Origin of the sequence: Gemmobacter serpentinus (assembly GCF_008973825.1) — a bacterium.
Classification (GTDB): Bacteria; Pseudomonadota; Alphaproteobacteria; order Rhodobacterales; family Rhodobacteraceae; genus Gemmobacter; species Gemmobacter serpentinus.
In genome coordinates, this window is record NZ_WCHR01000016.1 from 251,588 (window position 1) to 264,832 (window position 13,245).

The window sequence follows — 13,245 nt, forward strand, 5'->3', positions numbered from 1 at the left end:
ACTTGGCACAGACAGAACGCGCGGCGCATCGCGCCGCAGAGGGAACAGGGAAGGGACGAGGGATGGAGCAGTTTGGAACGATCAGGGCCCCACAGGAATTGGTCTTCGGCACCGGCCAGCGGGCGGCGATTGGGCGAATTGCAGCACGGCTGGGCAAGCGCGCGCTGATCGTGACGGATGCGCGGCTGGCGGCGGATGCGCAGTTTGGCGATATGGTGGCTCGAATTAAAGTCGCCGGGCTTGAAACCCGGATCGAGCCCGGGACGCTGCCCGATGTGCCGGTCGAGTCGGCGATTGCCGCCGCTGCGGCTGCCGGTGATTTTGCCCCTGATCTGGTGATCGGTATCGGTGGCGGTTCCTGCCTTGATATGGCGAAATGCCTGGCCTTGCTGCTGACCCATGGCGGCAGGCCACAGGATTATTATGGCGAATATCTGGTGCCCGGCCCGGTCATGCCGTTGATCGCGGTCCCGACCACGGCCGGCACCGGGTCTGAGGTCACGCCGGTTGCAGTGCTGTCCGACAGTGCGCGCAGCCTGAAGGTGGGGATATCATCGCCCAGGTTGATCCCGACGGCGGCCATCTGTGATCCCGATCTGACGATGACTTGCCCCCCCGGCCTGACCGCCATTGCAGGTGCCGATGCACTGACCCATGCGCTTGAGGCCTTTACGGCCATCCGTCGCGACCCTGTGCCGGGGCTGGCGCAGGACCGGGTTTTTGTCGGCAAGAACGCCCTGTCCGACCATTTCGCGTTGCAGGCAATTTCATTGCTTTGGCAGGGATTGGAGACGGCCTGCACCGACGGCAACAATGCCGAGGCACGCGCCCGGGTGATGATGGGGGCCACGCTTGCCGGGCTGGCCTTTGGCGTTGCCGGAACCGCTGCCGCCCATGCGATCCAGTATCCGGTCGGCGCGCTGACACATACCGCACATGGCGCAGGTGTTGCTTGTATGATGCCCTATGTGATGGCCTGGAACGCCCCTGTCATCGCCTCAGAGCTGGACCAGATCGCTGGCGTGACGGGCTTGGCCAGCGGCGCCGCGGTGATCCCGGCCATCGCGGCGCTGTTCGCCCGGATCGGCATCCCCGTCACGCTGCGTGACCTTGGCCTGACGGAAGACCGTATCGACGAGGTGGCCGAGCAAAGCATCGGTATCGCCCGGTTGATCCAGAACAACCCCCGCCCACTGCCGCTTGAGGATATGCGCCGCCTGATCGGTGCCGCGTTCACCGGCGATCTTGCTGCGCTTGCCTGACACAAGGATTCTGACCATGATACCGACCGGCTATGCCGACCCCGCCCTTCACGCCCACGGGCTTTTCATCAATGGCCAATGGATTGGCGGCTCTGGCATCCCCGTCATCAACCCCTCGACCGGGTCGGTGCTGGCCGAGGTGCCGGATGCTTCTGTCGCGGATGCCATGGCCGCGGTCGAGGCTGCCCATGCCGCTGCCGCCAACTGGCGCAAGACCCCCGCCCGCCAGCGGGCCGAGATCTTGCGTCGCTGGTTCGTGCTGATGACAGATCATGCCGAAGAACTTGCGACGCTGATTGCCTTGGAAAATGGCAAGGCGTTGCCGGATGCGCGGGGGGAGGTCAGCTATGCGGCGGAATTCTTCCGCTGGTATGCCGAAGAGGCGGTGCGCATCCCGGGCGAGTTCCGTCCGACACCGTCAGGTTCACACAAGATCCTTGTGGATCATGAGCCAATTGGGGTTTCGGTGCTCATCACGCCGTGGAACTTTCCTGCCGCGATGGCCACCCGCAAGATCGGCCCCGCCCTGGCGGCTGGGTGCACCGTGATCCTCAAGCCCGCGTCCGAGACGCCGCTGACCGCCTATGCCATGGCGCGACTTGGGGCCGAGGCGGGGGTTCCTGCGGGTGTGGTCAATGTGCTGACCACCCGCCAGCCTGGCCAGGTGACCAATGCAATGCTGGCCGATCCGCGCGTGCGCAAACTTTCCTTCACCGGCTCGACGGGCGTTGGGCGTGGGCTTCTGGCCGAAGCCGCGAAGACTGTCGTCTCCTGTTCGATGGAATTGGGCGGAAATGCGCCTTTCGTGGTGATGGATGACGCCGATCTGAATGCTGCACTTGATGGCGCGATGGTCGCAAAGATGCGCAATGCCGGTGAGGCCTGCACGGCCGCGAACCGCTTCTATGTGCAGGCGGGCATCCATGACGCCTTCGTCAAGGGGCTGACCGAACGCATGGCTGCGCTGAAGATCGGTTCGGGCTATGAGGCGGGCGTGCAATGTGGCCCGATGATCACCGCGAAAGCCGTCTCCAAGATCGACGCACTGGTCACGGACGCAATCAAGCGCGGTGCCCGCGCCACAACCGGCGGCGCACCCCTGGAACGCGAGGGCTTTTTCTACCCGCCGACGGTGCTTGAACATGTCGATCCGGCGGCGGATATCGCCCATGACGAGATCTTCGGCCCGGTCGCTCCGATCTATCGGTTCGAGACCGAGGAAGAGGCGATCCGCATGGCCAATGATACCGAATATGGCCTTGCGGCCTATGTCTATTCGCGCGACCTTTCCCGCGCGATGCGGGTCGCGGGCGGGATCGAGACGGGCATGGTGGGGATCAACCGCGGATTGATGTCGGACCCCGCCGCGCCTTTCGGCGGCGTCAAGCAAAGCGGCCTTGGTCGCGAGGGTGGTGTTCACGGTATTCTGGAGTTCACCGAGCCGAAATACTACGCCGTCGAACTCTGAACCGGCGTTTTCAAAGGGGGGCGGGCCATGACCGATCTTTATTACAACCGGGCCTTCATCCCCGATTTTGATGCCATCATGGCTGAAACCGCTGCCCGCAGCCGTGCCTTTGTCAAAGGGCGCGATCTGCGGGCGGACATTGCCTATGGTCCGACGCCGCGGCAGACCTATGACCTGATCTTGCCGGACCGCCCAAGGCAAGGCGCGCCGATCCATATGTTCATCCATGGCGGTTATTGGCGGGCGGGCGAAAAGGATGTGCATCACCTTGTCGCCGCCCCGGTTCTGGCCGCAGGCGGCATCGCGGCAATCGTCACCTATGATTTGATGCCTGCGACCAGACTGGGCGCGATTGTGGCCCAACTGCGCCGCGCGGCGCTGCAGATTCAGGCGCAGGCGGCTGCCTTCGGTGCGGATCCGGCGCGTTTTACCGCGTCGGGCCATTCGGCGGGGGCCCATCTTGCCAGCTTGCTTGCGGCCCGGGCCCGGGGCGATCTCCAGCCCCCCTCCTTGCCGGATTTGCGCGGCCTGCTGCTGGCCAGCGGGATCTATGACCTTGGCGGCATTCCCGGCAGCTTCCTGAAAAACGAGGCGGCAATGACCACAGAAGAAGCCGCCCTCTGGGCACCGCGCGACGCTGTGCATCGGCCTGACCTGCCCCGCATTCTGACCCGTGGCGAGGCCGAGACCGCCCCTTTTCACGATCAGGCCCATGAATTGGCCAGCCTGCTGCCAGCCCCATGCGTGCTGCGGGTGGAACCCGGCCTGAACCATCTGAGCCTTGTTCTGGATCTTGCTGATCCCATGCGCCCGCTTGGTGCCGCGCTGGCCGATCTTGTCGCCAACAGCTAGATGTTCAGGTCCGGCAGCGGGGTGGACCGTGCGGGACCCGGCGCTGACATTCAGGGTTTTCCGATGTCTTAACAGGGCATGAGGCGCATGAAACTTGGCCCGTTAACGAGAATTCGTGCCGCCGTTTGACGCACCAGATATGCCCCGACGGGGATCACGGCACGGCTCATGGCCGCGTTTGCTGTGGCTGCCGGGGGTCTCATACTTGCCCGCGTGGCCCGACCCATGGTCGAGGGCGGGTTGGGTTTGGCCGATTGCGACACGTCCCCTGCGACGACCAGAAGGCGTTGCCGCCATGGTGCAACTTTTGGGGTCCATGGGCCTCAAAGCCCCGTCTCACCGCGCGCATCGCCATAATGCGCATTTCGGGGGATGAGAGCCCACATGGGTTTCGCGGAAATTCTTCTGCCATCCCGGCATGGCACAGCAAAAATGGTCCTTAATGGCCGATTGTCGATCATCGATCATTGACTCAAGATTACAGTTCCATGACGTATGGCCGAACGATCAAAAGCCGCTGTCATGCCGAGACTTGCAAGATGAACGACCGACCCAACGACCCCGCTACCCTGATCGAACACCTTGTGCGTGAGGTGGAGCCGCGGTTGATCGAGATCCGCCGGGATCTGCACGCCCATCCCGAAGTGGGGTTTGAGACGGTGCGCACCGCCGGGATCGTTGCGAATGAGCTGACCGCAATGGGCCTGCAGCCGCAGACCGGCGTCGGCCGCACCGGCGTTGTGGCGGAAATCAAGGGCGGGCGGCCCGGTCCCTGTCTGATCCTGCGCGCCGATATGGATGCCCTGCCCATCCATGAGGAAACCGGCCTGCCCTTTGCGTCGACCATTGCGGGCAAGATGCACGCCTGTGGCCATGACCTGCATACATCGGCCCTGCTGGGCGCGGCCGGTGCGTTGGTGCAGATCGCGCCGCAGCTGGCGGGCACGGTGCGGCTGATCTTCCAACCCGCAGAAGAAACGCAGGAAAGCGGGGCTGCCGCCATGGTTGCCGATGGGGCGGCGGATGGGGTGGACATGGCCATCGCCTTTCACAACCGTCCCGAACATCCCGCAGGTGCGATTTCGCTGAACCGGGGGGCCAGCACCGCCTCCAGTGATGAATTCAAGGTGGTGGTGCATGGCAAATCCGGCCATGCCGCCCGCCCCCATGCCGCCATAGACCCGATCGTCGCAGCGGCGCATATGATCACCCAATTGCAAACCGTCATCTCGCGCGAGATGGACCCGTCGCTCTCGGCCGTGTTGACGGTGGGTCATATCGCGGGCGGTGCCACGCAGAACATCATCCCTGACACCTGCATGTTCGAGGGCACGGTGCGCTGCCGCTCGCCGCAGTCGCGCGATCTGGCCGAGGCCTCGTTCCGCCGGATCTGTGAGGGCGCGGCCCTGGCGCTGAACGTCCGGGCCGAGGTGGAATATGTGCGTGGCGCGCCGCCCCTGATGAATGACGATGCCATGATCGACCGCACCGCCGCGGCGCTTGGTCTGCAATTCGGGGTGCCGGTTCAGGTCGAACCCGGCAGCACCTTTGGGGCCGAGGATTTCTCCTATTTCTCGGAACGCATTCCTTCGGTCCAGATCTTCATTGGCTCGGGCCAGCCGGGCCGCGATGACCGCGTCCACAATTCCGATTACCAGCCCGATGAAGCCTGTATCGCGCAAAGCGCCATTGCCCTGACCCGCATGGCCGTTGAACTCCTGTCCTGACGAAACCGAGGATCACCATGAACATCACCCGCAGCACCTTTCTGCGCGCCGGTCTTGCCGCCGCCGCGACCCTTGCCTCTGGCGTGCCCCTGTTTGCGCAGGGCAAGAAGCTGGTCTTCGCGACCGAGGGGGCCTTCCCGCCCTTCAACATGACCAAGCCCGACGGCACGCTTTACGGCTTTGAGATGGATATGCTGGCCGAGATCGCGAAACGCGCGGGCTTTGAATATGAGCTGATCAGCCAGGCTTGGGACGGCATGATCCAGGGGTTGATCGATGGCAAATATGATGCCGTGATCGATTCCGTCACCATCACCGAAAAGCGGCTGGAGGTGGTCGATTTCGCGCTGCCCTATACCACGGGCGGGTCTACCTTCGCGGTGCTGAAGGAAAGCGGGGTTGAGCTGCCCGGCGGCGGCACTTCGGTCGATCTGGATGACGAGGCCGCGACCGAAGCGGCGATTGCCGCGATCGCCGCGGTGCTGGAAGGCAAGACGGTGGGCGTCCATGTCTCGACCATCCAGGCGGATTTCCTTGAGAAATACCTCGCGCCGCGCGGCGTCACCATCCGCACCTATCCCAACGGCCCCGATGTCTATCAGGATCTGACCAATGGGCGGCTGGATGCGGCCATGGCTTCGGTCACCAATATCTCGGCCTTCCTTGAAAAGAATGCTGAAACCGCTGCAACCACCGGGCCTGCCTTCGCAGGCGGGGTGATGGGGCGCGGCGCGGCCATCGTGGTGCAAAAGGGCAATGCCGAGCTGGCCGACAAGATCAGCGCGGCGATGAAATCCATGTCGGATGACGGCACGCTTGAGGCCATGTCGCAGCAATGGTTCGGCATCAACGTCACACCCAAGCTCTGACGCATGGGGGATATCGGACTTCTGGGCTTCGGCCCTGATGGCTGGGGCCTCGTCCTGTTCAGGGCGGGGCTCATGACGCTTGCCGTATCGGTTGCGGCCTTTCTGTGCGGGCTGATGCTGGGCACGCTGGTCGCCTGGGGCCGTGTTGCGGGCAACGGCCCGGTTCGTGCGCTGGCCGAGGGCTATACCGTTGTGCTGCGCGGCGTGCCCGATATCCTTGTGATCTATCTGTTCTATTTCGGCGGCCGCCAGGTGGTGGCGGCCATCGGAACCGCCTTGGGTTTCCCGGGGCCTTTCGACATTTCGGGCTTTGTCGCCGGGATGCTGGCCATCGGCCTGATCTCGGGAGCGGGCCAGTCCGAGGTGTTGCGCGGAGCCTATCAGGCGGTGCCCAAGGGCACGATCGAGGCGGGCCGCGTGGTCGGCATGGGGCGCCTCACCCTGTTCCGCCGGGTGATCGCCCCGCAGGCGATGACCACCGCGCTGCCCGGAATGGGCAATCAATGGCAATCCGTCATCAAGGAATCTGCACTGGTTTCCGTGACGGGTCTGGTTGAGACCATGCGCCAGGTCTCGGTGGCCGCCGGCACCACGCAGGAGCATTTCCTCTTCTATGCTGCGGGTGCCGTGATCTATCTGATCATCACCACCCTGTCAGACCAGTTGTTCCGGCTTGCGGAGAAACGCAGCCTGCGCGGCCATCATGGGGCGGGGTTCTGAAATGGATCTGACGTTCCTGTCTTCGATGTTTCAAAGCATCCTCAAAGGCTTGCCGCTGACATTGAACCTTTGGGTTCTGTCCTTGCTGGGGGGCGGCTGTCTTGCGCTTTTGCTGAATCTGATGCGACAAAGCCGGATCGGCGCGGCGGTCGCGGGCAGCTATGTGTTCCTGTTCCGGGGCACGCCGCTGCTGATCCAGATCTTCATGATCTATTATGGGTTGGCGGGCTTTGGTTTCATCCGGCAGAGCTTTCTCTGGCCCTTCCTGCGCGAGCCCTATTGGTGCGGGCTGCTGGCGCTGATCCTGAACGATGCGGCATATACCTCGGAAATCCTGCGCGGCGGCCTGCGTGCGGTGCCGAAAGGCGCGGTTGAGGCCGGGCGGGTTTCCGGCATGTCGCGTGTCGCGATCCTGCGCCGGATCACCCTGCCACTGGCAATCCGTCAAGCCCTGCCCGCCTATTCAAACGAGATCATCTCCATGCTCAAGGCCACGGCGCTGGTCTCGACCATCACGCTGATGGATATGACCGGCATCGCCCGTGCGGCCATTTCGGAAACATGGCGGGCGGTGGAAATCCTGCTCTGCGCGGCGGTGATCTATCTTGCAATCTCGATGCTGGTGACGCGGGCGAGCGCCTGGGCCGAGGCCCGCCTGTCGCCCTGGCAATTCGGAAGGACGACCCCGTGACAGCTCTGACTCCGGGCCAGACCCCGGCCCTTTCCGTCACCGGATTGCGCAAGAACTTTGGTGCGAACGACGTGCTGCGCGGCATCGATCTCGCCGCGCATGACGGGGATGTCATCTCGATCATCGGCGCGTCCGGCTCGGGCAAGAGCACGCTGCTGCGCTGCATTCCGATGCTGGAGATCCCCGGCAGCGGCACTGTCTCGGTCGGGGCTGACAGCCTTAGCCCCAAGGGTGGGCGGCTGACCCGCGCCGAAGAGGCCAGGGCAAGACGGATGCGCGGGCATCTTGGCTTTGTGTTCCAGAACTTCAATCTCTGGCCGCATCGCACCGTCTTGCAAAATGTGATCGAGGCCCCCTTGTTCGTGCAGGGGCGCTCCCGCGCCGAGGCAACCGATGAAGCCATGGCGCTGTTGGAGAAAGTGGGGCTTACGGACAAGCGTGACGCCTGGCCCGCGCATCTGTCGGGTGGCCAGCAGCAACGGGTGGCCATTGCGCGCGCCCTGGCCCAACATCCGCGCGCGATCCTGTTCGACGAGCCGACATCCGCCCTTGATCCCGAACTTGTCGGTGAGGTGCTGAAGGTGATCCGGGCGCTGGCAGACGAGGGGCGCACCATGCTGATCGTCACGCATGAGATGGGCTTTGCGCGCGAGGTTTCCTCGCGGGTGGTGTTCCTGCATCACGGACAGATCGAAGAGGATGGAACGCCTGCCGAGGTGTTCGGTGCCCCGAAATCCGATCGCGCACGCGCTTTCCTGTCCAGCCATTTCGATCGTAACCGTTGAAGGAGCCCGCGCGATGCGCCAGCCGATCGAGAGGAAAAGTCTGCAGGATCAGGCGACCGACTGGCTGCGCGAGGCGGTGATCCGCGGCGATCTGCCCCCCGGGGCCACTTTGACCGAACTCGCGCTGACCGAACAGATCGGCACCGGGCGCGGCACGGTGCGTTCGGCCCTGTTCACGCTTGAGGCGCAGGAACTGGTAACCCGCACACCCTATTCAAGCTGGAAGGTTGCGGTGCTTGATGCGCAGGCGATCTGGGAGATCTACAGTCTGCGATCGGCCTATGAAGGGTTGGCCGCGCGCATATTGGCCGAAAAGCGCGATGACCTCGGCACCGATCTGATCCAGACGGCCTTTGCTGCGCTGGATCGTGCCAATGACGCAGGCACAGATGCGCGCGTGGCGGCGGATCTGGGGTTCCATGCCAGCTTTGTGGCCCAGACCGGGCATCAACATTTGATCCGCCGCCATGCGCTTCTGGCCGACAAGATGGAATGGCTTTACCGCTGGTCGGAAAGCCATTGGCCCTGCCGCAATCCCCTTGTCGCAGAGCATCAGCCGCTGTTTGAGGCATTGCTGACCGGCAGCGCCGATCAGGCAGAGGCGGCCGTGCGCAATCATATCGATTATTCGATCACTCAGGACGTCGCGGGCTTTCACAGCCTTGCGGCAGGAAAGGCCTAAACACCATGATCACCATCCTTGACGGCGGCATGGGCCGCGAACTGGAACGCAGCGGTGCCCCCTTCCGCCAGCCCGAATGGTCGGCGCTTGCGCTGATCGAGGCACCGGAAACCGTGGCTCGTGTGCATGAGGGTTATATTCGCGCGGGTGCGCAGGTGATTACCACCAACTCCTATGCCCTGGTGCCCTTCCATATCGGCGAAGAGCGTTTCCACAGCGACGGGGCGCGTCTGGCCGATCTGGCAGGGCGGATGGCGCGGCAGGCAGTGGGTGAAAGCACGGGCGTGCGGGTTGCAGGTTCACTTCCGCCGGTCTTCGGGTCCTATCAGCCGGAACTGCTCCGGCCCGAGCTGGCAGCGGAATATCTGGGTGTGCTGGTCGATGGGCTGACACCGCATGTCGACCTTTGGCTGGCTGAAACTCAAAGCAGCCTTGCCGAAGCCCGCGCCGCCGCCGCCGCCGTGGCCCAGACCGGCAAACCGCTCTGGCTGTCCTTCACCCTGCGCGATGATGTGGAGCCGGCTGAAATGCCTGCGCCGCAACTGCGGTCCGGCGAAACCGTCGCCGAAGCTGCGCTTGTTGCGCAGCAACTGGGGGCGGAGGCGATGCTGTTCAACTGCTCGCGCCCCGAAGTGATGGGCGCGGCCCTTGTCGCCGCCCGTGCTGCGGCACCGGATCTGGCGCTTGGTGTCTATGCCAATGCCTTTGATGAATCGCAGGACGATGACGGCGCCGCGAATGAGACGGTCTCATCCATCCGGGCCGATCTTGATCCGCCGCATTACTGCGGCTGGGCGAAAGGCTGGGCCGCGCAGGGAGCCAGCATCATCGGCGGTTGCTGCGGCATCGGCACCGAACATATCCACCATCTGGCCGCCCATCTGACGGATCAGCCCGGCTAAACCGACGCAAGGGCGCGTGCTCCAGATGATCCGGTAGCGCCGCCGCTGACTCATGGTTGGGCGCGGATGTGCCAGCCCCGGTCCGGCGCGGTTTTTCGCGCCGGATTCCTGTTTTGGGCGGCCGAATATGGCCTGCGGTATCGGTCCTTAGTCCGGCCAAACCAGCGCACGATGCAATTGCGCCCCTGCCCAAGCCCCGTCGCCCACCGCAAGCGATAGCGAATGCGGCACGCGCGCCGCATCGCCACAGGCGAAAATGCCGGGGACGCTGGTTTCCTTGCTGTCATCGGTGCGAATCTGCACGCCCAGCGGAGTCTCCATCAGGTCACAACCAATGGCTTCGGCCAGCGGGCCAGCGGGCCGGGTGCGAGTCGCCGTAAACAGCCCGGCAAAAGCCAGCACCCTGCCATCCGCCAGCTCCACATCCGCAAGGCCGCTGATCCGGGTGATCGGGGTCTCCTCGATCCGCACGCCGCGCCGGTCCAGATCCGCGCGCTGATTGGTATCCGGTTGCAGGGCGGCATTGGTCAGAAGCGTGATCTCGCCCCATTCCGGCAGCAGTTGCGCCTGATGCAGCGACATCGGCCCGGTGGCGATGACGCCGATCCGGCCCTGATCCAACTCATATCCATGGCAATAGGGGCAATGGAACACGCTTTGCCCCCAACGTTCGGCAAGGCCCGGCACATCTGGCAGTTCGTCGACCACGCCGGTCGCCAGCAGGATGCGCCGCCCCTGCGCCGAACCGCCCTCGGCCAGATCGACATGGAAATCATCCTTGCCGCCCCGAATGGTCAGGGCGCTGCCCGACTGCCAGCCGATGGTCGGATAGGCCAGAAGCTGCGCCTGTGCCTGTTCCCAGATCCGGGCGGGCGGCACGCCATCCTGCCCCAGAAAGCCATGGGCATGGCTGGCGAAACGGTTGCGGCGTTGGCCAGCATCGATCAGCAACACCTTGCGGCGCGCACGCGCCAGTTGCAGGGCGGCTGCCATTCCGGCGTAGCTGCCCCCGATCACGATCACATCCTGCATGGTCCTACTCCTGTCTGGTCCGCCTCTCGGCATGACGGCGGGCAAAATCGCGGGCCAGATCGGCCAGCGTCACATCGGCAAACCGGGCCATAAGCAGGGCCTCCGCTTCCGCAAAGGTGCCCTCAAGCGCCGCATTCACCGCCTGTTCCACCAGACATTCCGGTGCCTCGTTGCGATGGCCGACCGCGAAAAGCGCGGGCTCGCCGAGCACGATATGCAACTGGCGCAGGCTGACGGTTTCCAGATCCGCAGCGATACGCCAGCCGCCGTTATGGCCCCGCTCGGCCGAGACCAGGCCTGCCTCTCGCAAAAGGCCCATGGTGCGGCGCACGACGACGGGATGGGCACCCAGGCATTGCCCGAGCGCCTCGGAGGTCATCGGTCCGTCCTGCTCTGCCATATGCAGCAAGGCGTGAAGGACCGAGGAAAGGCGGCTGTCCTGTCTCATGTAATTCTATATGTTACGAATAGGGGTGAAGGTCAAGGTGGTGCCAACATCCCGCATCCCGCATCCCGCATCCCGGGGCAGGGGGCAGGAGACGGCAAGGGCTGCTCACCAGCCAGTTTGACGACCAGGGCGGAAACGCAAAAAGCCGCCCCGAAGGGCGGCCATTTTGAGTTCGCTCCAAAAAGGAACTGGTGCCGCTGAAGGGACTCGAACCCCCGACCCCATCATTACGAATGACGTGCTCTACCAGCTGAGCTACAGCGGCCCATATGCGCGCCGGGCAGGCCCGATTGCGAATATGGGTGCGCTGATAGCATCCAAGTTGCGGCTTGTGTAGCCCTAATTTGCGCGCCGGGCGATGGCGGCGAGGTCGATCGGTTCCTCCTCCTCGACCACCTCGGGCGGGGGCGCGGGGTGTGGTGTCGGCGGGTTGACCAGCAGGGGCAGCATCTCGGTGCCGGTCGGGCTCAGGGTTTCGACCGCCGGGGGCTCGCGCCAGCTCAGCGTGTCGAAGCCGCCGCAATTGTCACAGATCGGCCCCCAATGCGCATGGATGGCGTGGCACTTGTCGCAGCACCATTGCGGACCGCGCGGTGCGGTCAGGGCGCGGGCCAGCCAGGCGCGGACCTCGGATTCCTCGGCACCTTCGCCACGGGCGATGGCGGCGCGAAGCGCCATGATGCGGCCGGTCGGATGCTTTTCCGCCAGATCGCCAAGCGCGCGGCGCGCAGCGGGGAAATTCTCGTCGGCGATCTGCAGCTCGGCTTCCAGCATCCGGGTTTCCGGGTTTTCCGGGTGGATGCTGGTCAGCACACGAAAGCGTTTCAGCCGGTCAGTCGGGCTTTCCTCGGGTTCGATATCGGCGAAGGCTGCTGCCAGATCGGGATGCGGTTGCGCCTCCCACGCCTTGCGCAGCACGCGGGTTGCGCCTTTCGTATCGCCCGAGGTTGCAAGCGCGCGCGCCGCCATCGCGGCGGCGGGCACCAGATCAGGCGACAGCTTGTTGGCGGCAATCGCGGCCTCACGGGCTTCGATGCTTGCGCCATCTTCCATCACCTGCCGGGCCTCTTGCAGCGCCAATACCGCGTCGCGGCGGCGGAACACATCCTTGGTCAGCCCACCGGCGCGGCGTTTCGCATCCAGCGTGCTGCGCGCGCCCTTCCAATCCTGCGATTCGGCCTGCAGTTTCAGCAGCACATCTTGCAGATCGCCATGGCGCGGCTTCATCGCAAAGGCCTTTTCGGCCAGCTTAAGCGCAGTCTCGCGATCGCCTTCGGCGATCTTTTGGCTTAGCAGCCCGCGAATGGCGACAAAGCGCGTCTGTTCATGATCGAGCAGCGCCTTATAGGCCTGTTCGGCGCGTTTGGTATCGCCCGAAGCCTCGGCTGCCTGGGCCACCATCAGATTGGTCAGATCGGGCCGCCCCAGCAGCTTTTCGGCCTTCAAGGCCCGCGACAAAGCGATGCGGTTTTCGCCACTGGCCAGCGCCACCATGCCGTCTGCCAGCGCAGCATAGCCCTTGCGTTCGCGGTTGCGGTCGAAATAGCGCGAGATCGCGGTCTCGTCGCCCGCCGCAAAGCGCAGGATGGCAAGCAGCAGCCCAACGATCTTCATCAAAAGCAACAGGGCGATCACCAGCAGGATCGCGCCGATCACCGCCTGCAACGGGCCAAGGGTGAATTCATAACCCGCCGCCGTGATGCGCAACCCGTCGCCGGTTTCCAGCAGAAGCGTGGCACCCCAGGTGGCCGCCGCCACCAGCGTCACGAAGAGCAGGACCTTGATCAATGTCCAGACCATCTCAGTC

At 64.3% G+C, this 13,245-nt stretch carries 13 protein-coding genes and 1 tRNA gene; 10 read left to right on the forward strand and 4 right to left on the reverse strand.

Going from position 1 to position 13,245, the window contains the following annotated elements; genetic code table 11:
• Positions 1-62: 62 nt before the first annotated feature.
• The 10 genes from GBJ34_RS09435 to GBJ34_RS09480 all read left to right on the forward strand — a co-directional run bounded on the left by GBJ34_RS09435 (position 63) and on the right by GBJ34_RS09480 (position 9,958).
• Positions 63-1,262 (forward strand): iron-containing alcohol dehydrogenase, encoded by a 1,200-nt coding sequence (locus GBJ34_RS09435; RefSeq protein WP_151719011.1) that lies wholly within the window; start codon positions 63-65, stop codon positions 1,260-1,262.
• A gap of 16 nt (positions 1,263-1,278) precedes the next feature.
• On the forward strand, positions 1,279-2,730 hold the full coding sequence (locus GBJ34_RS09440; RefSeq protein WP_151719012.1) for an NAD-dependent succinate-semialdehyde dehydrogenase: 1,452 nt from the start codon (positions 1,279-1,281) through the stop codon (positions 2,728-2,730).
• A 27-nt stretch (positions 2,731-2,757) separates the two neighbouring features.
• A complete protein-coding gene (locus tag GBJ34_RS09445; RefSeq protein ID WP_151719013.1) occupies positions 2,758-3,582 on the forward strand; it encodes an alpha/beta hydrolase in 825 nt (274 codons plus the stop codon).
• Positions 3,583-4,121: 539 nt separating this feature from the next.
• Positions 4,122-5,309, forward strand: a complete 1,188-nt coding sequence (locus GBJ34_RS09450; RefSeq protein ID WP_151719014.1) for a M20 metallopeptidase family protein — start codon at positions 4,122-4,124, stop codon at positions 5,307-5,309.
• 17 nt (positions 5,310-5,326) lie between these two features.
• Entirely contained in the window at positions 5,327-6,178 is an 852-nt protein-coding gene (locus GBJ34_RS09455; RefSeq protein ID WP_151719015.1) for a transporter substrate-binding domain-containing protein, read from the forward strand.
• A 3-nt stretch (positions 6,179-6,181) separates the two neighbouring features.
• The gene (locus GBJ34_RS09460) at positions 6,182-6,898 is read left to right on the forward strand and encodes an ABC transporter permease (protein WP_151719016.1); all 717 of its coding nucleotides are present in this window, start codon (positions 6,182-6,184) and stop codon (positions 6,896-6,898) included.
• A 1-nt stretch (position 6,899) separates the two neighbouring features.
• Positions 6,900-7,589, forward strand: a complete 690-nt coding sequence (locus GBJ34_RS09465; protein ID WP_151719017.1) for an ABC transporter permease — start codon at positions 6,900-6,902, stop codon at positions 7,587-7,589.
• A complete protein-coding gene (locus tag GBJ34_RS09470; RefSeq protein WP_318843222.1) occupies positions 7,586-8,374 on the forward strand; it encodes an amino acid ABC transporter ATP-binding protein in 789 nt (262 codons plus the stop codon). The genes GBJ34_RS09465 and GBJ34_RS09470 overlap by 4 nt, the downstream gene beginning before the upstream one ends.
• Positions 8,375-8,387: 13 nt before the next feature.
• Positions 8,388-9,056: a GntR family transcriptional regulator gene (locus GBJ34_RS09475; RefSeq protein ID WP_192931165.1), complete on the forward strand. Its 669-nt coding sequence runs from the start codon at positions 8,388-8,390 to the stop codon at positions 9,054-9,056.
• A 5-nt stretch (positions 9,057-9,061) separates the two neighbouring features.
• The gene (locus GBJ34_RS09480; protein ID WP_151719019.1) at positions 9,062-9,958 is read left to right on the forward strand and encodes a homocysteine S-methyltransferase family protein; all 897 of its coding nucleotides are present in this window, start codon (positions 9,062-9,064) and stop codon (positions 9,956-9,958) included.
• Positions 9,959-10,105: 147 nt separating this feature from the next.
• Here GBJ34_RS09480 and GBJ34_RS09485 read toward each other — a convergent pair whose 3' ends face one another.
• From GBJ34_RS09485 to GBJ34_RS09500, 4 genes are all read right to left on the reverse strand, one after another.
• Entirely contained in the window at positions 10,106-10,990 is an 885-nt protein-coding gene (locus GBJ34_RS09485) for an NAD(P)/FAD-dependent oxidoreductase (RefSeq protein WP_151719020.1), read from the reverse strand.
• A 4-nt stretch (positions 10,991-10,994) separates the two neighbouring features.
• The gene (locus GBJ34_RS09490) at positions 10,995-11,438 is read right to left on the reverse strand and encodes an Rrf2 family transcriptional regulator (RefSeq protein WP_151719021.1); all 444 of its coding nucleotides are present in this window, start codon (positions 11,436-11,438) and stop codon (positions 10,995-10,997) included.
• A gap of 189 nt (positions 11,439-11,627) precedes the next feature.
• Positions 11,628-11,703, reverse strand: a tRNA-Thr gene (locus tag GBJ34_RS09495).
• A 74-nt stretch (positions 11,704-11,777) separates the two neighbouring features.
• On the reverse strand, positions 11,778-13,238 hold the full coding sequence (locus GBJ34_RS09500; protein ID WP_151719022.1) for a heme biosynthesis protein HemY: 1,461 nt from the start codon (positions 13,236-13,238) through the stop codon (positions 11,778-11,780).
• Between the last annotated feature and the right edge of the window lie 7 nt (positions 13,239-13,245).

Bases quoted from the DNA above. Each gene is read 5' to 3' on its own strand.
- GBJ34_RS09435 (WP_151719011.1), top strand. From the start codon at position 63: ATGGAGCAGTTTGGAACGATCAGGGCCCCACAGGAATTGGTCTTCGGC.
- GBJ34_RS09440 (WP_151719012.1), top strand. From the start codon at position 1,279: ATGATACCGACCGGCTATGCCGACCCCGCCCTTCACGCCCACGGGCTT.
- GBJ34_RS09445 (WP_151719013.1), top strand. From the start codon at position 2,758: ATGACCGATCTTTATTACAACCGGGCCTTCATCCCCGATTTTGATGCC.
- GBJ34_RS09450 (WP_151719014.1), top strand. From the start codon at position 4,122: ATGAACGACCGACCCAACGACCCCGCTACCCTGATCGAACACCTTGTG.
- GBJ34_RS09455 (WP_151719015.1), top strand. From the start codon at position 5,327: ATGAACATCACCCGCAGCACCTTTCTGCGCGCCGGTCTTGCCGCCGCC.
- GBJ34_RS09460 (WP_151719016.1), top strand. From the start codon at position 6,182: ATGGGGGATATCGGACTTCTGGGCTTCGGCCCTGATGGCTGGGGCCTC.
- GBJ34_RS09465 (WP_151719017.1), top strand. From the start codon at position 6,900: ATGGATCTGACGTTCCTGTCTTCGATGTTTCAAAGCATCCTCAAAGGC.
- GBJ34_RS09475 (WP_192931165.1), top strand. From the start codon at position 8,388: ATGCGCCAGCCGATCGAGAGGAAAAGTCTGCAGGATCAGGCGACCGAC.
- GBJ34_RS09480 (WP_151719019.1), top strand. From the start codon at position 9,062: ATGATCACCATCCTTGACGGCGGCATGGGCCGCGAACTGGAACGCAGC.
- GBJ34_RS09485 (WP_151719020.1), bottom strand. From the start codon at position 10,990: ATGCAGGATGTGATCGTGATCGGGGGCAGCTACGCCGGAATGGCAGCC.
- GBJ34_RS09490 (WP_151719021.1), bottom strand. From the start codon at position 11,438: ATGAGACAGGACAGCCGCCTTTCCTCGGTCCTTCACGCCTTGCTGCAT.
- GBJ34_RS09500 (WP_151719022.1), bottom strand. From the start codon at position 13,238: ATGGTCTGGACATTGATCAAGGTCCTGCTCTTCGTGACGCTGGTGGCG.